The 19,746-nt window shown below is 67.0% G+C and carries 13 protein-coding genes and 1 pseudogene; 9 read left to right on the forward strand and 5 right to left on the reverse strand.

Annotated elements, in window-relative coordinates; all coding sequences use genetic code 11:
- The first annotated feature begins 101 nt into the window (after positions 1–101).
- On the forward strand, positions 102–509 hold the full coding sequence (locus tag EV672_RS06710; protein ID WP_133607573.1) for an MAPEG family protein: 408 nt from the start codon (positions 102–104) through the stop codon (positions 507–509).
- Between the two features lie 118 nt (positions 510–627).
- On the opposite strand, the gene lpdA is transcribed toward EV672_RS06710, so the two are convergent.
- From lpdA to aceE, 3 genes and pseudogenes are all read right to left on the reverse strand, one after another.
- Positions 628–2,493 (reverse strand): dihydrolipoyl dehydrogenase, encoded by a 1,866-nt coding sequence (gene lpdA, locus EV672_RS06715; protein WP_133607575.1) that lies wholly within the window; start codon positions 2,491–2,493, stop codon positions 628–630.
- A gap of 9 nt (positions 2,494–2,502) precedes the next feature.
- Positions 2,503–3,921 (reverse strand): annotated as a pseudogene (gene aceF, locus EV672_RS06720) (dihydrolipoyllysine-residue acetyltransferase); the annotation flags it as partial.
- On the reverse strand, positions 3,860–6,574 hold the full coding sequence (gene aceE, locus EV672_RS06725) for a pyruvate dehydrogenase (acetyl-transferring), homodimeric type (RefSeq protein ID WP_133607579.1): 2,715 nt from the start codon (positions 6,572–6,574) through the stop codon (positions 3,860–3,862). The pseudogene aceF and the gene aceE, both read right to left, overlap by 62 nt.
- A gap of 191 nt (positions 6,575–6,765) precedes the next feature.
- Here aceE and EV672_RS06730 point away from each other — a divergent pair, with 191 nt between their 5' ends.
- From EV672_RS06730 to EV672_RS06760, 7 genes are all read left to right on the forward strand, one after another.
- Positions 6,766–9,351 (forward strand): PAS domain-containing sensor histidine kinase, encoded by a 2,586-nt coding sequence (locus EV672_RS06730; protein WP_133607581.1) that lies wholly within the window; start codon positions 6,766–6,768, stop codon positions 9,349–9,351.
- Positions 9,348–9,986, forward strand: a complete 639-nt coding sequence (locus tag EV672_RS06735; RefSeq protein WP_133607583.1) for a response regulator transcription factor — start codon at positions 9,348–9,350, stop codon at positions 9,984–9,986. The genes EV672_RS06730 and EV672_RS06735 overlap by 4 nt, the downstream gene beginning before the upstream one ends.
- A gap of 97 nt (positions 9,987–10,083) precedes the next feature.
- Complete coding sequence (gene folD / locus EV672_RS06740; protein WP_133607585.1) at positions 10,084–10,944, forward strand: bifunctional methylenetetrahydrofolate dehydrogenase/methenyltetrahydrofolate cyclohydrolase FolD; 861 nt, start codon at positions 10,084–10,086, stop codon at positions 10,942–10,944.
- Entirely contained in the window at positions 10,941–12,995 is a 2,055-nt protein-coding gene (locus EV672_RS06745) for a M3 family metallopeptidase (protein ID WP_133607587.1), read from the forward strand. The genes folD and EV672_RS06745 overlap by 4 nt, the downstream gene beginning before the upstream one ends.
- A gap of 26 nt (positions 12,996–13,021) precedes the next feature.
- Positions 13,022–13,690: a glutaredoxin family protein gene (locus EV672_RS06750; RefSeq protein WP_133607589.1), complete on the forward strand. Its 669-nt coding sequence runs from the start codon at positions 13,022–13,024 to the stop codon at positions 13,688–13,690.
- Between the two features lies 1 nt (position 13,691).
- Positions 13,692–15,008: a TIGR03862 family flavoprotein gene (locus tag EV672_RS06755; RefSeq protein WP_279536173.1), complete on the forward strand. Its 1,317-nt coding sequence runs from the start codon at positions 13,692–13,694 to the stop codon at positions 15,006–15,008.
- Positions 15,009–15,099: 91 nt separating this feature from the next.
- Positions 15,100–16,074: an SGNH/GDSL hydrolase family protein gene (locus EV672_RS06760; protein WP_133607593.1), complete on the forward strand. Its 975-nt coding sequence runs from the start codon at positions 15,100–15,102 to the stop codon at positions 16,072–16,074.
- Here EV672_RS06760 and rpiA read toward each other — a convergent pair whose 3' ends face one another.
- A complete protein-coding gene (gene rpiA / locus EV672_RS06765; protein ID WP_133607595.1) occupies positions 16,075–16,746 on the reverse strand; it encodes a ribose-5-phosphate isomerase RpiA in 672 nt (223 codons plus the stop codon). It lies immediately after the preceding gene.
- 44 nt (positions 16,747–16,790) lie between these two features.
- A complete protein-coding gene (locus EV672_RS06770; RefSeq protein WP_133607597.1) occupies positions 16,791–17,654 on the reverse strand; it encodes an acetyltransferase domain-containing protein in 864 nt (287 codons plus the stop codon).
- A gap of 85 nt (positions 17,655–17,739) precedes the next feature.
- Here EV672_RS06770 and EV672_RS06775 point away from each other — a divergent pair, with 85 nt between their 5' ends.
- Positions 17,740–19,713, forward strand: coding sequence for a peptidase U32 family protein (locus EV672_RS06775; RefSeq protein ID WP_133607599.1), 1,974 nt, complete (start codon positions 17,740–17,742; stop codon positions 19,711–19,713).
- The last annotated feature ends 33 nt before the right edge of the window (positions 19,714–19,746 follow it).

Here is a 19,746-nt window from a genome sequence, read left to right on the forward strand (position 1 = left end):
CGTCACGCAACAGCATTCAATTCGACAATGCCCATTGTCAAACTTAGAATGCCCCGATGCCAGCACGCCGTTCGCGTGCGGCCCACACCAAGGAGACCTCCATGAGCATCGCCAACACCTGCGTCCTGATCGCCGCCGTCATGCCCATCGTGACCATGGGCCTGGCCAAAGGCGCCACCGCTGGCAAACGCCGCAGCGACGGTGGCTACGACAACAACAACCCGCGCGATTGGGCCGCCCGCCAGGAAGGCTGGAAGGGCCGCGCCGCCGCCGCCCACAGCAACGGCTTCGAGATCCTGCCGATCTTCGTTTTCGCCGTGCTGGCCGCCCAAAGCGCCGGTCTGGAACAAGGTCGCACCGACCAACTGGCCATGGCCTTCATCGCCTCCCGCCTGGTCTATACCGGCCTGTACCTGGCCAACATCGCTGCCCTGCGCAGCGTGATCTGGGCCGTGGGCCTGGGCTGCGCCATCGCCATGTTCTCGCCGACGCTGAACCTGCCTTTCTGACGCCAGCTCGTCGGGCCGCGGCCTGACACCAGCGACAGCCAGACAGCACAACGCCCGACCCGCGGTGTCGCCACCGCAGCGTCGGGCGTTGCCGTGCGTGAGTTGCCTTGCGTGAGCCTCAGCGCTTGCGAACGGGCGGCAAGTCGGTGCAGCTGCCGTGAGCGGCCTCGGCCGCCAGGCCGACACTCTCGCCCAGCGTCGGGTGCGGGTGGATGGACTTGCCGATGTCGATCTCGTCGGCGCCCATCTCGATGGCCAGCACCACTTCACCGATCAGGTCACCCGCGTGCGTGCCCACGATGCCACCGCCGACGATGCGCCCGGTCTCAGCGTCGAACAGCAGCTTGGTGAAACCTTCCGATCGGCCGTTGGCCAGCGCGCGCCCTGAAGCCGCCCAAGGGAACAGCCCCTTGGTGACGGACTTGCCCTGCGCCTTGGCCTGCTCTTCGGTCAGGCCCACCCAGGCGATTTCCGGGTCGGTGTAGGCCACGCTCGGGATGACTGTCGCGTCGAACGAGGCGGACGCCAACTTGGCATCGCCCAGCAACTCGCCAGCCACCACCTCGGCCGCCACGTGGCCCTCGTGCACGGCCTTGTGCGCCAGCATGGGCTGGCCGACCAGGTCGCCGATGGCGAACAGGCTGGGCACGTTGGTGCGCATCTGGCGGTCCACCGGAACGAAGCCGCGCTCGTTGACGTTCAGGCCGGCCTTGTCCCCGCCGAACTTGCGGCCGTTGGGGCTGCGGCCCACGGCTTGCAGCACCAGGTCATAAACGCCGGGCTCGGGTGCGGGCTGACCTTCCTTGGCCGACGCGAAGGACACCTTGATGCCCTCCGGCGTGGCCTCGGCCGCCACGGTCTTGGTGCCCAGCATGACGCGGTCGAAGCGCGGCGCGTTGAGCTTGTCCCAGACCTTGACCAGGTCGCGGTCGGCGCCGGGCATGAGCGTGTCGCTCATCTCGACGACGTCGATCTTCGTGCCCGTTTGCGCGCCCAGCGTCGAGTACACCGTGCCCATCTCCAGGCCGATGATGCCGCCGCCGATGACCAGCATCTTCTGGGGCACATGCGGCAGTTGCAGCGCGCCGGTGGAATCCACCACACGCGGGTCATCGGGCAGGAAAGGCAGGTGCACCGCTTGCGAGCCCGCGGCCAGGATGGCGCGCTTGAACTTCAGCGTGCGGGTTTCGCCAGACTTGTCCTGCGCCGTGCCGGTGGTCAGCTCGACCTGCAGCGTGTGCGCATCGATCAGGCTGCCGTAGCCACGCACCACCTCGACCTTGCGCATCTTGGCCATGCCGGCCAGGCCTTGCGTGAGCTTGCCGGTCACGCCCGATTTGTGGGCGCGCAGCTTGGCCAGGTCCAGCGCCGGTGCACCAAAGCTCACGCCGAGTGCGTCGAAGTGCTTGACCTCGTCCATGACGGCGGCCACGTGCAGCAGCGCCTTCGACGGGATGCAACCCACGTTCAGGCACACGCCACCCAGCTCGGCATAGCGCTCCACCAGGATGACCTTGAGCCCCAGGTCGGCAGCGCGGAATGCGGCGCTGTAGCCACCGGGGCCACCGCCGAGCACGAGGACATCGCAGTCGGTGTCGGTGGGGATGGGGCCCGCGGCGACAGCAGCAGCGGGGGCCGCTGCGGCCGGTACAGGCGATGCCGCAGCGGCTGGTGCCTGCGCAGATGGCGCAGAGGCGGCCGCCGCAGGTGCAGCCACCGCAGCGCCCTCACCTGCCACGTCCAGCGTCAGGATCAGGTGCCCCTGCCCCACGCGGTCGCCCAGCTTGACCAGGATGTCCTTGACCACACCGGCTTGCGGCGTGGGCACTTCCATCGAGGCTTTGTCAGACTCCAGCGTGATCAGGCTTTGCTCGGCCGTCACAGACTGCCCCGGCTTGACCAGGATCTCGATGATGACCGCGTCGGCGATGTCGCCCAGGTCGGGCACGGGGATGTTCACAGTGCGGGTGTGGTTGGTTGTCATGTCAGCCCCTTACACCAACGCACGGCGGAAATCGGCCAGCAAGCTGGCGAGGTAGGCGTTGAACTTCGCCGCCGAGGCGCCGTCGATGACGCGGTGGTCGTAGCTCAAGCTCAGCGGCACCATCAAACGCGGCTGGAAGGCTTGGCCGTCCCACACCGGCTTCATGGCCGAGCGGCACACGCCCAGGATGGCCACTTCCGGCGCGTTGATGATGGGCGTGAAGGTCGTGCCGCCGAAGCCACCCAGCGAGCTGATCGAGAAGCACCCCCCCTGCATGTCGGCCGGCGAGAGCTTGCCGTCGCGGGCCTTGGCGGCCAGCGACGCGGTCTCCAGCGCCAGCTGCGACAGGCTCTTTTGGTCCACGTCGCGGATGACGGGCACCACCAGGCCGTTGGGCGTGTCGGCCGCGAAGCCGATGTGCACGTAGTTCTTCAGCACCAGGTCGTCGCCATCCAGCGAGGCGTTGAACTGCGGGAACTTGCGCAGCGCCACCGCACAGGCTTTCAGCAGGAAGGCCAGCAGCGTGAACTTGGTGCCGGCCTTGGCGTGCTCGCCATTGAGCTGCACGCGGAAGGCCTCCAGCTCGGTGATGTCGGCTTCTTCGTTGTTGGTGACGTGCGGGATGCGCACCCAGTTGCGGTGCAGGTTCGCGCCCGAGATCTTCTGGATGCGCGACAGCGGCTTGCGCTCCACCGGGCCGAACTTGGTGAAGTCCACCGAGGGCCAGGGCAACAGGGTCATGCCGCCCAGGTCAGCGCTGCCCGCGCCTGAAGACGCGGCAGCCGCCGGCGAGGAGGCCTTGGCGATCACGCCCTTGACGAAGTTCTGCACGTCGCCCTGGGTGATGCGGCCTTTGGGTCCGGTGCCGGGCACCTTGGCCACGTCCACGCCCAGCTCGCGCGCGAAACGGCGCACCGAGGGCGAGGCATGGGCCAGCGCGCCGATGACGGCGGGTTCGGCCGGCGGCAGGGCCGCGGTCGGGCTGGTGCGCGGCTGGTCGGCCACCGTGGCGGCCACAGCTGCGGCAGCCGGTGCCACAGCGGGCGCGGCAGCCGCAGGCGCAGGGCTCACCGATGATGCAGCAGGCGCTGCGGCCGGGGATGCCGTCGCGGCACCCTCGGCCGTCTCCAGCACGCCCACGATGCTGCCCTGGCTCACCTTGTCGCCCAGCTTCAGTCGCAGCTCTTTCAGCACACCGCCCACCGAGGCGGGCACCTCCATCGAGGCCTTGTCCGACTCGATGGTGATGAGGCTTTGTTCGGGGCGGATGGTGTCGCCCGGCTTGACGAGCAGTTCGATGACCGCAGCGTCGCTCACGTCCCCGATGTCCGGGACGGTCAGTTCAATCAGTGCCATGTCCAGGTCCTCAGGCGTACAGGGGGTTGATCTTGTCGGCGTCGATGCCGTACTTCTTGATCGCTTCGGCGACCTTGGACACAGGCACCGCACCCTCGTCTGCCAGCGACTTCAAGGCCGCCACCACGATGTAGTGGCGGTTGATCTCGAAGTGCTCACGCAGGCGGAAGCGGAAGTCGCTGCGGCCAAAGCCGTCGGTGCCCAGCACCTTGAAGCTCCTGCCCCTGGGGATGTACGCCCGGATCTGCTCGGGCAAGGCTTTGACATAGTCGGTGGACGCCACGACCGGGCCGCTGGTGCGGTCCAGCTGTTGGGTGACGAAAGACACGCGCGGTGCGTCGGTCGGGTGCAGCAGGTTCCAGCGCTCGACGTCCTGGCCATCGCGGGCCAGCAGGTTGAAGCTAGGGCAGCTCCAGACGTTGGCGCCCACGCCCCACTCGGCTTCCAGCAGTTCCTTGGCGGCCATCGACTCGCGCAGGATGGAGCCCGAACCCAGCAGGTTGACCTGGAGTTTGTGCTTGGCCACCACGCCGGAATCTGCATCCTGCAGCAGGTACATGCCCCGGATGATCTCGGCCTCGGTGCCTTGCTTCAGACCCGGCTGTGCGTAGTTCTCGTTGAGCAGCGTCAGGTAGTAGAAGACGTTTTCTTGGCGTTCGACCATGCGCTTGAGGCCATCCTGGATGATGACGCCCACTTCGTGCGCGAAGCTCGGGTCGTAGCTCAGGCAGTTCGGGATGGTGCCCGCCACCAGCTGGCTGTGGCCGTCTTCGTGCTGCAGGCCTTCGCCGTTCAGCGTGGTGCGCCCGGAGGTGCCGCCCAGCAGGAAGCCGCGCGCCTGCATGTCACCGGCCGCCCAGGCCAGATCGCCAATGCGCTGCAGCCCGAACATCGAGTAGTAGATGTAGAACGGGATCATCACGCGGTTGTTCGTCGAGTACGACGTGGCCGCTGCGATCCACGAGCTCATGCCGCCCGCTTCGTTGATGCCTTCCTGCAGGATCTGGCCGGCCTTGTCTTCGCGGTAGTACATGACCTGGTCCTTGTCCACCGGGGTGTACTTCTGGCCTTCCGGCGCGTAGATGCCGATCTGTCGGAACAGGCCTTCCATGCCGAAGGTGCGGGCCTCGTCCACCAGGATGGGCACCACGCGCGGGCCCAGGTTGGCGTCGCGCAGCAGCGGGGTCAGGCAGCGCACGAAGGCCTGCGTCGTCGAGATCTCACGGCCTTCGGCGGTCGGCTCCAGCACGCTCTGGAAGGCGTCCAGGCCGGGCACGGTCAGCGTCTCTTCGGCCTTGGGGCGGCGCTTGGGCAGGTAGCCGCCCAGGGCCTGGCGGCGCTCATGCAGGTACTTCATTTCCGGCGTGTTTTCGGCCGGTTTGATGAAGGGCAGGTTCGGCAGGTCCTCGTCCGTGACGGGGATGTTGAAGCGGTCGCGGAACAGCTTGATGTCCTCGTCCGTCAGCTTCTTGGTCTGGTGGGCGGTGTTCTTGCCTTCGCCGCTCTTGCCCATGCCGAAGCCCTTGACCGTCTTGATCAACAGCACGGTCGGCTGGCCTTCGTGGTTCACGGCCGCGTTGTAGGCCGCATAGACCTTCTGCGGGTCGTGGCCACCGCGTTGCAGGCGCCAGATGTCGTCGTCGGACAGACGCGCCACCATCTCCAGGGCGCGTGGGTCACGGCCGAAGAAGTGCTGGCGCACAAAGGCGCCGTCGTTGGCCTTGCAGGCCTGGTAGTCGCCGTCCACCATCTCCATCATGATCTTGCGCAGGATGCCGTCCTTGTCGCGCGCCAGCAGCGGGTCCCAGTAGGAGCCCCACAGCAGCTTGATCACGTTCCAGCCGGATCCGCGGAACTCGCCTTCGAGCTCCTGCACGATCTTGCCGTTGCCACGCACCGGGCCGTCCAGGCGCTGCAGGTTGCAGTTCACCACGAAGATCAGGTTGTCGAGCTTTTCGCGCGCGGCCAGACCGATGGCGCCCAGCGATTCGGGCTCGTCCATCTCGCCGTCGCCGCAGAACACCCAGACCTTGCGCTTGGACGTGTCGGCCAGGCCACGGGCATGCAGGTACTTCAGGAAGCGGGCCTGGTAGATGGCCATGATGGGGCCCAGGCCCATCGACACGGTCGGGAACTGCCAGAACTCCGGCATCAGCTTGGGATGCGGGTAGCTGGACAGGCCCTTGCCACCGACTTCCTGGCGGAAGTTGTCGAGCTGTTCGGCGGTGATGCGGCCTTCCAGGAAGGCGCGGGCGTAAATGCCGGGGGCCGAGTGGCCCTGGATGTAGAGCAGGTCACCGCCGTGGTCGGGCGAATCACCGTGCCAGAAATGGTTGAAGCCGATGCCCAGCATCGTGGCCAGCGAGGCAAACGACGAAATGTGGCCGCCCAGGTCGCCGCCATCCGGAGGGTTGTGGCGATTGGCCTTGACCACCATGGCCATGGCGTTCCAGCGCATGTAGGTGCGCAGGCGCTCTTCGATTTCCAGGTTGCCCGGGCAGTGCGCTTCGTCTTCGACCGCGATGGTGTTGACGTAGGCCGTGGTGGCCGAGAAGGGCATGTCGATGCCCGATTGTCGGGCATGGTCGAGCAGCGTTTCGAGCAGATCGTGGGCGCGTCCGCGGCCCTCGGTCTCGATGACCCCGGACAAGGCGTCGAGCCATTCGCGGGTTTCCTGGGGATCCTGGTCCTGCAGGGAGGACAGCACGGGATCGTTTGCAGACATGGGTTCAGTCTCCATTGGATTTGGCATGTGGTCTGAGTGTGACCACTGCCGCCAATCGCTTGCCGTGGATAAACGGGGCGATTTCGGTTGCAACGAGGTGTGCGCGCAACAGGGTGGCGCTGCGGCACCCGCGCACTATAACCAAATCAACCGGGCCTCCAGATGTGGAATCCCGCACCGATAATCCGAGGATGCCTTTTTCCGCTTCCACGCCAACACCCAGCCCGGTGCCGCCACCGCCTCCGGGACAAACCAGCCGCCTGTTCTGGCGCTGGTGGCGCAAACAAACGCCCAGCCAGCAGGACCGCTACGCCACGCTGGGCCCGCTGGTGTCCGTGCTGCTGTTCCTCGTGGCCATCATTGCGGCCTTCTGGTACCTGCGCAACGAGGAAATCGAACGCGAGCAGGAATCCGTCAAACGCGACACCGAAGTCGTGCAGCAGCAAATTCGGATGCGGCTGGTGGAAAACCAGGAGCAATTGCTGCGCATGGCCCGCGAAATTGCCATGAAACCGGCCAGCACCGAGGCATTCACCCGCCAAGCCGGTGATTTTGTGCGGGCACGTCCAGAGGTCACCAGCGTGACCTGGGTGCAGGCCGATGCACGCGTGCGGGCCTACCGCAGCGCCCTGAGTTTGTCCATGGACCCAGACGCCCCTGGCGACGACACCAGCACAGACACCCGGCTGGACTGGCGCGAGCAATTCCCCGGCGGCGAGCCCATGCAGGCCTTCCAGCAGACCCGTGAGCGTGGCTCAGCGGTGTACTCGCGCCCCTACATCAACGCCCAGGGCGCGCGGACCATCCAGCTGCACATGCCCCTGGTGGACCGCCAGGGCTTTGCCGGCACGCTGGTGACCGAGTACGCGCTGGAATCGCTGATGCGCTACCTGGTGCCCCGCGAGATCGCCAGCCGCCACGCCATGAGCCTGGTCGAGGTCAGCGGCGTGGTGCTGACCAGCACGGTGGGTGGGGTCAATGAGCGTTCGGCCAAACCCACCTTCGTGCACGACGTGGTGGTCACCCCGGTGGGCAACGGCCTGATTTTGCGCGGCATGGGCTTTCGCACCTCGTCCAACCTGATCGGCAACACCCTGTTCTGGATGGTCGTGGCGCTTTCGGGCTTCACGCTCTGGACGCTCATGGGCACGCTGCGCCACATGCGCCGCCGCTCGCAGATCCAGAAAACCCTGGTGCAGGAAACCAACTTCCGCCGGGCCATGGAAAATTCCATGCTCACCGGCATGCGCACCATCGACCTCGAAGGCCGCATCACCTACGTGAACCCGGCTTTCTGCGCGATGTCAGGCTTCTCGGAAGAAGAGTTGATCGGCTGCGTGCCGCCCTACCCTTATTGGCCCAAAGACCGCCTCGAAGAATTCAACCGAATGTTCCAGCAGGAATTGCTGGGCCGCAGCCCGATGGGCGGCATCGAGGTCGTCATGCAACGCCGCGACGGCAGCCAGTTCGACGCCCGCATGTACGTTTCGCCGCTGATCGACGCCCAGGGCGACCAGACCGGCTGGATGACCTCGGTCACCAACATCACGGAAGCCAAGCGCGTGCGCGACCAGCTCACGGCAGCGCATGAACGCTTCACCACCGTGCTGGAAGGCCTGGACGCGGCCGTGTCCGTGGTGTCGGTGCAGCGCGGCGAACTGCTGTTCGCCAACCGTTCCTACCGCCTGTGGTTCGGTGCCAACCCCGACGCCCACGTGCAGCTGACCGGGGGCCAGGTCATGCCCGACGAGGTGATCGACGGCGACGAGTCGGTCGATGATTTCGGCGGTCTGCCTGCCCATTCGCTGACCAATGCCGGCAGCGACACCCGCGAAGTCTTCATGGAAGGCGTGCAGAAGTGGTTCGACGTGCGCGCCCGCTACGTGCAATGGACCGACGGCAACCTCGCCCAGATGCTGATCGCCACCGACGTCACCGTGCGCCGCCAGAGCGAAGAGGCCGCCGCCCGTCAGGCCGAGAAGTCCCAGTTCACCAGCCGCCTCATCACCATGGGCGAAATGGCCTCGACCGTGGCCCACGAGCTCAACCAGCCGCTGGCGGCCATCTCCAACTACTGCAGCGGCATGATCAGTCGCGTGCAGGCCGGCAGCATAGACAACGAACAACTCGTCGGCGCGCTGGAAAAGACCTCGCGCCAGGCGCAGCGGGCTGGACAGATCATCCACCGCATCCGCCAGTTCGTGAAGCGCTCCGAGCCGCAACGCCAGCCCTGCCGCGTGCGCGACATCACCGACGCCGTGCTGGAACTCGCCGTTTTCGAGATGAAGCGCCGCCGCGTCACGCTCAACACGGCCGTGGCCAACCGCCTGCCGCAGCTGTCGGCCGACCCCATCCTGATCGAGCAGGTGCTGCTGAACTTGCTGAAAAATGCGGCAGAAGCCATCGATTCGGCACAGATGCCACAGTCGCGTCGCCTGATCGACCTCCGCGTGCAGCTGCGCAAAACCGAGGAGCAAGGCCAGGTCGTCGAGTTCTCCGTGACCGACGGCGGCCCGGGCATGAAAGAGGAGATGCTGGCCCGCTTGTTCGAGGCTTTCCACTCGACCAAGGCCGAGGGCCTAGGGATAGGCCTGAGCCTTTGCCGGTCCATCATCGAGTCCCACCATGGCCGAATCAAGGCAGAGAACATCTACAATGGACCATCGGTGACAGGGTGTCGTTTCACATTCACCCTGCCCGTTGACAACGGCGCCGTGGCCGACTTCGCCGACTCGGGCCTGCCTCCCTCCAACGATTTGCTTGCCGACAACCCATGAGCTTGATCCCCAAAAAAGGCACTGTGTATGTGGTGGATGACGACGAGGCCGTGCGCGACTCGTTGCAATGGCTGCTGGAGGGCAAGGACTACCGCGTGCGCTGCTTCGAATCGGCCGAGTCCTTCCTCGCCCGCTTCGACCCCCGCGAAGTCGCCTGCCTGATCGCCGACATCCGCATGGACGGCATGAGCGGCCTGGAGCTGCAAGACAAGCTGCTGGAGCGCAAGTCCCCGCTGCCCATCGTCTTCATCACCGGTCACGGCGACGTGCCCATGGCCGTGAACACGATGAAGAAAGGCGCAATGGACTTCATCGAGAAGCCTTTCAAGGAAGACGCCCTGGTCGCCCTGGTCGAGCGCATGCTCGATCAAGCCCGCAGCGCCTTCTCGCAATCGCAGGAAGCCGCCAGCCGCGAAGCCCTGCTGTCGCGCCTGACCACCCGCGAAGCCCAGGTGCTGGAGCGCATCGTCGCCGGACGCCTGAACAAGCAGATCGCGGATGACTTGGGCATCTCCATCAAGACGGTGGAAGCCCACCGCGCCAACGTGATGGAAAAGCTCAACGCCAACACCGTGGCCGACCTGCTGAAAATCGCCCTCGGTGCCAACGCCCCGGCGGCCGGCGCCACCAAGTGAATCTGGGTCAGCGCCCTCGGCGCTGCGCACGATGGAAGGCCGCCCACCCGCGGCCTTTTTCCATTCCTGAACCTCAAGCCCCCACGGAGCCCACCCCATGACCGCCCAACTCATCGACGGCAACGCCCTGTCCAAGCAACTGCGTGGCGAAGTCGCCCAGCGCGCCGCCGCGCTCACGGCCAAGGGCACGAAGCCTGGCCTGGCCGTCGTCCTGGTGGGCGACAACCCGGCCAGCCAGGTCTATGTGCGCAACAAGGTCAAGGCCTGCGAGGACGCCGGCTTCAAGTCGGTGCTGGAGAAGTACGAGGCCGGCTTGAGCGAGGCCGAGCTGCTGGCCCGCGTCGAGGCGCTCAACAACGACCCGAGCATCCACGGCATCCTGGTGCAGTTGCCCCTGCCCAAGCACATCGACGACCACAAGGTGATCGAAGCCATCTCGCCGCTGAAGGACGTGGACGGTTTCCACGTCGCCAGCGCCGGCGCCCTGATGGTCGGCGAAGTCGGCTTCAAGGCCTGCACGCCCTACGGCTGCATGAAGATGCTCGAATCCATCGGCATGAAAGACCTGCGCGGCAAGCACGCGGTGGTGATCGGGCGCTCCAACATCGTCGGCAAGCCCATGGCGATGATGCTGCTGGCCGCCAACGCCACCGTCACCGTCACCCACAGCGGCACGGCCGACCTGGGCGCCATGACCCGCCAGGCCGACATCGTGGTCGCCGCCGTGGGCAGGCGCAATGTGCTGACGGCCGACATGGTCAAGCCCGGCGCCGTGGTCATCGACGTGGGCATGAACCGCGACGACGAAGGCAAGCTCTGCGGCGACGTGGACTTCGCTGGCGTGAAGGAAGTGGCAGGCCACATCACCCCCGTGCCCGGCGGGGTCGGCCCCATGACGATTACCATGTTGCTGGTCAACACCATGGAAGCGGCCGAACGTGCCGCTGCCGCAGCATGAGCACCAACCCCCTCCTCGACACCGCCGGCCTGCCTTTGTTCGACCAGATCCAGCCGGCGCACGTCAGCCCGGCCATGGATGCGCTGCTGGCCGAGTCGGAAGCCGCCCTGGCCAAGGTCACCTCGCCCGACGTGGCGGCCAACTACGATGCGCTGTCCCTGCTGCTGGACGTGCCCACCGAGCGCCTGGGCCGTGCCTGGGGCGCCGTGGGGCACCTCAACGCCGTGGCCGACACGCCCGAGTTGCGCGCCGCCTTCAACGAGAACATCCCGCGCCTGACCGAGTTCTACACGCGCCTGGGTGCCGACGAGCAGCTGTACGCCAAGTACAAGGCCATCGACGTGCAAGACCGCGCTGAGGGCGTCCAGCAGCGCAAGCTGACGCCGGCCCGCCGGCGCGCCCTGGACAACGCCCTGCGCGGCTTCGTGCTGGGTGGCGCCGAGTTGCAAGGCGAGGCCAAACAGCGCTTCGCCGAGATCCAGGAGTTGCAGGCGGCCAAGTCGCAGGCCTTTTCCGAGCACGTGATGGACGCCACCGACGCCTTCGCCCACTTCGCGTCCACCGGTGAGCTCGATGGCGTGCCAGACGACGTGAAGGCCGCCACCCGCGCCGCGGCCGAAACCGACGGCAAAGAAGGCCACAAGCTCACCCTGCACATGCCCAGCTACCTGCCGGTCATGCAGTACGCCACGAACCGCGCGCTGCGCGAGGCGATGTACCGCGCCTACGCCACCCGCGCCAGCGAGCTGGGCGCCTCCGAGCGCGACAACACCGTGCTGATGCAGGAAATCGTCGCGCTGCGCCAGGAAGAGGCCCGCCTGCTGGGCTACGCCAACTTCGCCGACGTCTCCCTGGTGCCCAAGATGGCCCAGTCGCACCAGCAGGTCACCGACTTCCTGCGCGACCTGGCCCAACGCGCCCGTCCCTACGCCGAAAAAGACATGGCCGAGCTGCGCGACTTCGCGCGCACCGAATGCGACCTGACCGACCTGCAAGCCTGGGACGTGGCCTTCGTGAGCGAAAAGCTCAAGGAAGCGCGCTACGCTTTCAGCGACCAGGAGGTCAAGCAGTACTTCACCGAGCCGACCGTGCTGCAGGGCCTGTTCGGCCTGATCGAAAAGCTGTTCGACGTCACCATCTCGCCCGACACGGCGCCCGTGTGGCACGCGTCGGTGCGCTTCTTCCGCATCGAGCGCGCCGGCAAGCTGGTGGGCCAGTTCTACCTGGACCCCTACGCCCGCGCCGGCAAGCGCCCCGGCGCCTGGATGGACGACGTGCGCGGCCGCTGGGCCCGCCCTGACAACGGCCAGACGCAAACACCCGTGGCCCACCTCGTGTGCAACTACGCCAAGGGCGTGGGCGACAAGCCCGCCCTGCTCACGCACGACGACGTCACCACCCTCTTCCACGAGTTCGGCCACGGCCTGCACCACATGCTCACCCAGGTCGATGACATCGGCGTGGCCGGCATCAGCGGTGTCGAATGGGACGCGGTCGAGCTGCCCAGCCAGTTCATGGAGAACTTCTGCTGGGAATGGGACGTGGTTCAGAAGCTGACCTCGCACGTGGACACCGGCGCCCACCTGCCGCGTGCCTTGTTCGACAAGATGGTCGCGGCCAAGAACTTCCAGAGCGGCATGCAGACCCTGCGCCAGATCGAGTTCTCGCTCTTCGACATGCGCCTGCACGCCGAGCCGGGCGCTGAAGGCAACATCCAGGCCCTGGTCGATGCCGTCCGCCAGGAAGTGGCCGTGAACATCCCGCCGGCCTTCAACCGTTTCCAGCACAGCTTCTCGCACATCTTCGCGGGCGGCTACGCGGCCGGCTACTACAGCTACAAGTGGGCCGAGGTGCTGTCCGCAGACGCCTACGCCGCCTTCGAAGAAGCCGCCACGCCGCAGGCCGGCGTGCTGAACGCCGAGGTCGGTCGCCGCTACCGCGAGGCCATCCTGGAAGCCGGTGGCAGCCGCTCGGCCATGGAGAACTTCAAGGCCTTCCGTGGCCGCGAACCCAGCATCGACGCCCTGCTGCGCCACCAGGGCATGGCTTGAGCACACGACACCACCGGAGCCCGACCATGCGCCTGCCCCTGTTTCGCCCTGAAACCGTCAACGCACGCCGCGTCGGCGCGGGCGCGCTGCTGGCCCTGCCCGCGTTGTTGGCCGGGTTGCTGGCTTCACTGAGCGGCCCGGCCTGGGCGCTCTACAAGGTCGTAGGGCCCGACGGCCGCGTCACCTACACCGACCGTGCACCGGTGGACAAACCCGCCAAGGCGATCAAGGCCAATGGCGCAAGCGCCCCGGCCGACGCCCTGCCTTACGAGCTGCAGAAGGTCGTCAGCCGCTTCCCGGTCACGCTCTACACAGGCAACAACTGCACGCCCTGCGACACCGCGCGCCAGTTGCTCAAGGCCCGCGGTGTGCCCTTCACCGAAAAAACCGTGACCAGCTCGGAAGACATCCGCCAGTTCCGCAGCCAGGAAGCCACCGACCAACTGCCCACCGTGCGCATCGGTCAAAAGCAGCTGTCCGGCCTGCAGCACAGCGACTGGAACGCCTACCTCGACGCCGCGGGCTACCCTGCGACCTCCGCCTTGCCGCCGGGCTACCAGCACAGCCCACCCACGCCGCTGGTGCCCATCGAACCGAAGCCCGGCAACGCGCCCGGCGCCTCCGATGCGACGCCAGGCACCCCGACCACGCCCGTGGCACCTGCCGGCAACACGCCGGCCGGCATCCGTTTCTGAAGTGAGCCTCCCCCTGCCCTCCTCCCCTGCCCCTTTGACCACCCAGGTCGCCATCGTCGGTGGCGGTCCCGCCGGCCTGATGGCTGCCGAGTGGCTGTCCCAGTCCGGCGTCCAGGTGGACCTGTTCGACACCAAGCCCTCGGTGGGCCGCAAATTCCTGCTGGCAGGCCGTGGCGGCCTCAACCTGACCCACTCCGAGCCCCTGCCGCGCTTCCAGGCGCGTTTCGCCGAGCGCAGCGAGTGGCTGTCGCCGCTGCTGGAGGACTTCAGCCCCGACGCCTTGCGCGCATGGGCCCAGGGCCTGGGCATCGAGACCTTCGTGGGCAGCTCCGGCCGCGTCTTCCCCACAGACCTGAAAGCCGCGCCGCTGCTGCGCGCCTGGCTGCACCGCCTGCGCCAGCAAGGCGTGCGCTTCCACATGCGCCACCGCTGGCTCGGCTGGGCCGATGCGGCCGCCGAAGGTCACAGCCCCGCGCTGCGCATGGCCACGCCGGACGGCGAGCGCCTCGTCCAGGCCCGGGCCACGGTGCTGGCCCTGGGCGGTGGCAGCTGGTCTCGGCTGGGCTCCGACGGCGCCTGGCTGCCCTGGCTGCAGGCCAAGGGCGTCGATGTGGCCCCCTTGCGCGCGGCCAATTGCGGCTTCGACGTGGCACCCACAGGCCTCGACCACACGCATTGGAGCGAGCACCTGCGCAGCCGCTTTGCCGGCCAGCCGGTCAAGCCGGTCAGCCTGAGCTTCACCGACCTGCAAGGCCACACCCGGCAGCAGCAAGGTGAATTCGTGCTGACGGACACCGGCGTCGAAGGCAGCCTGATTTACGCCTTTTCGGCGGCCATCCGCGACCGCATCGCCGCCGAAGGCAGCGCCACCGTGCACCTCAACCTGCTGCCCTCGCACAGCGCCGAGACGGTGCTGACCGAAACCCGCCGCGCCCGTGGCCCGCGCAGCCTGAGCACCCACCTCAAGAGCCGCCTGGGCCTGCAAGGCCTGAAGATGGCGCTGTTGCACGAGCTGCTGACGCCCGAGCAGCTCAACGACCCGCATGCGCTGGCGCTGGCCCTGCAGGCCTTGCCGATCACGCTGTCGGCTGCCCGCCCCATGGACGAGGCCATCAGCACCGCCGGCGGCGTGCGCTTCGAGGCGCTCGACACGCAGCTCATGCTGCGCGCCCTGCCCGGCGTGTTCTGCGCTGGCGAGATGCTCGACTGGGAAGCCCCCACTGGCGGCTACCTGCTCACGGCCAGCCTGGCCACAGGCCGACAAGCGGCCCTGGGTGCGCTGGCCCATCTGAAACTGGCCGAGCCCAAGCACACCTGAACAAGGGGGTTGGCCCCCTCTCCTGAAGATTGCAGTTGTCTTGGCAACGTTCTAAGGTTGCCACTCAATCACATCAAACCAGGAGAGTTCCATGACCCACCGCCACGCCGTGCGGCGCTTGCCCCTGCTCGCCGCTTGCCTGAGCCTGTTCGGCGCCAGCGCCGCATCCGCCCAGTACTCGAAGATGGTCGTGCTCAGCGACAGCATGTCGGACACGCACCGCTATTACGACTTCACCAAAGCCCTTTTCGGCACCGGTGACCCGCGCCCTCCCGCCTTCGACGGCCGCTTCTGCAATGGCCCCGTGGGCGTCGAGGTGCTGGCCAAGGGCATGGACGTGGAGATCGAGAATTACGCGTTCTCGGGCGCACTCAGTGGCTACCTCACACTCATCCCCGGCATCCCGCTGGGTGTGCTGAGCCAGGTCACCGAGCACCTCAACCGCCAATCCCTGGTGCCCTCCCTGCCCACCGTGCCTTTGGTGGGAGGCATCTTCAGCGTGCTGCCCGGCACCGGCCGCGCCGACCCCAAGGCGCTCTACGTGATCTGGACCGGGCCTGACGACTACTACTTCCCCGGTGGCATGAACGCCCTGACCGCCTACAAGGCTGCGGCCAACATCCAGCAGGCCATCACCAGCCTGTACAACACCGGTGCGCGCTACTTTTTCGTACCCACCATGCCGGACCTGGGCATCACGCCACGGGCCCTCCAGCTGGAGAAATCACGGCCCGGCTACATCGCCAACGCCAGCAAATACAGCGTGCAGTTCTCGGACGTGCTGGGCAAAGCCCTGCAAGCCTCCGCACGGCGTTACCCGAAGGCGCACATCATGAGCTTCGACACCCTGGCCTTCCTGAAAACAGAGATGGACAAGGGCCGCGCCGAAGGCAAGAACCTCACGGACGCCTGCCACCCAGGCGGGCTGAACCTGACGCAGTTCGAAACCCGGCCCGTGTGTGCCGACCCGGACAATCACCTGTTCTGGGACGACAACCACCCCACCGCCGAAGCCAACCGGCGTCTGGGCAGCGCCTGGCTGAAGGCGATCACCGCCAAGCCGTGATCAGAAGCTCAGGGTCTTGACGCCCTGGGCCGTGCCCAGCAGGCAGACATCGGCCTTGTTGCGGGCGAACACGCCCACCGTGACAACGCCGGGCCACTGGTTGACATCGGCCTCGAACTGGGCCGGCTGTGTGATCTGCAGACCCTTCACATCGACGATGACGTTGCCATTGTCGGTCGTGACACCTGCGCGCACCTGGGCTTGCCCACCGAGGGCGGCAAAGGCGCGGATGACCTGGGCCGCGGCCATGGGGATGACCTCCACCGGCAGCGGGAAGCGGCCCAGCGCCTCGACCAGCTTGGAGTCGTCGGCGATGCAGACAAAGCGCTCGGCCAGTTCGGCCACGATCTTCTCGCGAGTGAGCGCTGCGCCGCCGCCCTTGACCATGTTCCCGGCGTGATCGATTTCATCGGCGCCGTCGATGTACACGCCCAGGCCGGTCACGGCCTCGGCTTCCAGCACCGGCACGCCGAGGGCTTGCAGGCGTTGCGTGCTGCGCACCGAGCTGGAGACAACCCCGGCCACACGCTGCGGGTTGGCCTTGAGGGCCTCGCCCAGGGCGTCGATGAACTTGTCCACCGTGGAGCCGGTGCCCACGCCCACGATGCTGCCCTCGGGCACGTATTGCAGGGCGGCTTGGCCCACCAGGGTCTTGAGTTCGTCTTGGGTCATGGTCGTCAGGAGGATGGGGGTTCGGGCAGGGGTGTCAGGAGATGCTAAGGGCGGGCATGGCCACTGAGCTGCACCCAGGCCATCAGGCCGCCGATCAGCACCGGCTGGTGCACCATGTAAAACGTCAGGCTCCAGCGGCCCAGGGTGGTCAGCAGCCGCCACACCCGAGGGGAAGGCATCGCCGCACGGGCGACATTGTGGCCCGAAGTGGCGCCCGCGGTGTGCGGCAAACTGCCGCTGCTCAGCCAGTGCCTGCGGTGCGCCAGCAACCAGCGCGTGCCGGCCAGGCCCCACCACATCACGCCCAGCCAGGGCAGCACGGGCACGAAATCTTCGGTGATGGGTTTGTGCGTGACCAGGCCCACCCAGTTGGTGAGCCGCGTGTCGAACAGCGGGTCCGCCACGAGCTGTGGCAGCAACAGCGCCAGCCCGCCCAGCGGCCACAGCCACGCGCCCCAGCCGGCCGTCAGACGCGCGACGATGAGCATCACCGCCATGCCATGCAGCACGCCGAAGGAAATCCAGCTCTGCGGGAACATGAAGGCGCTGCCGGCGCTCACCAGCGCGGCGCAGCCCACGATCTGCGCCCAGCGCCGCCAAAAGCGCGCCCAGCTCTGACCCTGGTCGGTGGCCACGGCCTGACCGGCACCCGCGCACAGCAGGAACAGCGACAGGATGCAGGTGCGCTGCGTGGTCCACAGCAGGTCGGTGTAGAAATTCGCGTCGATCAGGCGCTCGTTGGCCAGGTCGAAGCAGAAATGGAAGGTGGCCATCCAGACCAGGGCGAAGCCGCGCAGGGCGTCGAGCCGGTCCAGACGTGCCTGGAGCGGCTGAGGTGTCCCGCGCGCTTGCCGGGCCGCGCCAAAGTCACCGCTGGGAGAAATTGCCTTGCCATTTCCGGGTCGCATGGCGATAGTATCGGCGCTTTGCCGGCTCGCTCGCGCAACCTTGCCGCGCCCAAGCCGTCTGCCATCGCTCTTGACCTCTGCTGCCATGACCCTGCCCCGTCCCCACCTCGAACTGCTCGCGCCCGCCCGCACCGCCGACATCGGCATCGAAGCGGTTAACCACGGGGCCGATGCCGTGTACATCGGCGGGCCATCTTTCGGCGCGCGCAGCAACGCCAGCAACGAGGTGTCGGACATCGCGCGGCTGGTCCAGCACGCCCACCGCTACCACGCCAAGGTCTTCCCCACGCTCAACACCATCTTGCGTGACGACGAGCTGGAGCCGGCCCGCAAGATGATCTGGGAGCTCTACGACGCCGGCGCCGACGCCCTCATCGTGCAGGACATGGCCTTGCTGGAGATGGACCTGCCCCCCATCCAGCTGCACGCGTCCACCCAGACCGACATCCGCACCGTCGAGAAAGCCAGATTCCTGCAAGACGTCGGCTTCAGCCAGATCGTGCTGGCGCGTGAGCTGACGCTGGAACAAATCAAAGCGATTTCCGATGCCACCGACGTGGCCATCGAGTTCTTCGTGCACGGCGCGCTGTGCGTGGCCTACAGCGGCCAGTGCTTCATCAGCCATGCCCACACCGGCCGCAGCGCCAACCGTGGCGACTGCTCGCAAGCCTGCCGCCTGCCCTACAACGTGCTGGACGGCACGGGCCAGGTCGTGGCCTTTGAGCAGCACGTGCTGTCGATGAAGGACAACGATCAGAGCGCCAACCTCAACGCCCTGATCGACGCCGGCGTGCGCTCCTTCAAAATCGAAGGTCGCTACAAGGACATGGGCTATGTGAAGAACCTCACCGCCCACTACCGTCTGCTGCTCGACGAGGTCCTGGAACAGCGCCCCGAGCTCGCGCGTGCCTCGTCCGGCGAGTGCACCTTCTACTTCCAGCCCGAGCCGGACCGCAACTTCAACCGCGGCAGCACGGACTACTTCGTCAACGGCCGCAAGGAAGACATCGGCGCGTTCGAGTCGCCGAAGCACCTGGGCCTGCCGTTGGGCGAGGTGGCCAAGGTCGGTGACACCTGGTTCGACGTCGCCATCGACGACGTGGCCACGCGCGAAGCCGGCGGCATCCACAACGGCGACGGCCTCAACTACCTGACCCTGACCAAGGACGTGGTCGGCGTGCAGGTCAACACGGCCGAGCCCATCGGCAAGTCCGGCCGCATCTGGCGCGTGCACCCCAACGAGGGCATCGAGGCGCTCAAGGACCTGCAACCCGGCCTGGCCATCAACCGCAACCGCGACCGCGCCTGGGAAAACCTGCTGGGCAAGAAATCGTCCGACCGCCGCATCGGCATGTGGGCCGCTTTGAGCGACACCGCCGACGGTCTGGCGCTGCAGCTGTCCGACGACGACGGCTTCGTGGGCGAGGCCCAGGTGGTGTGCGACAAACAAGCCCCGCAAGACGCCGAACGCGCCGAGGCCACGCTGCGCGAGCAGGTCGGCAAGCTGGGCACGACCATTTTCGAGCCCCGCGAGGTCACGCTGAGCCTGGCCCAGCCCTGGTTCGTGCCGGCCTCGGCGCTCAAGGCCCTGCGCCGCGACGCCGTGGTCGCGCTGGAAGCCGCCCGCGAGGCCGGCCGCGAGCGCCTGCAACGCGCCGCCGCCGTCGAGCCGCCCGTGGCCTATCCGGAAGATGCCTTGAGCTACCTGGCCAACGTCTTCAACCACAAGGCCCGCGATTTCTACGCCAAGCACGGCGTGAAGGTGATCGAGCCGGCCTACGAGAGCCACGAGGAGCTCGGCGAGGTCAGCCTGATGATCACCAAGCACTGCGTGCGCTTCTCCCTGAGCCTGTGCCCCAAGCAGGCCAAGGGCGTGCAAGGCGTGCAGGGCCAAGTCAAAGCCGAGCCGCTGCAGCTCATCAACGGCAAGGAAAAGCTGACCCTGCGCTTCGACTGCAAGCCCTGCGAAATGCACGTGGTGGGCAAGATGAAGAAGTCGGTGCTCAACCAGGTGCCCGCCGCACCGGTGCAGTTCTACAAAACGCGCCCGACAGCCTGAGCCAGATCCCACGCTTTCCCGGGGGTGAGCGAA

This window comes from Aquabacterium commune (assembly GCF_004362855.1).
Classification (GTDB): domain Bacteria; phylum Pseudomonadota; class Gammaproteobacteria; order Burkholderiales; family Burkholderiaceae_C; genus Aquabacterium; species Aquabacterium commune.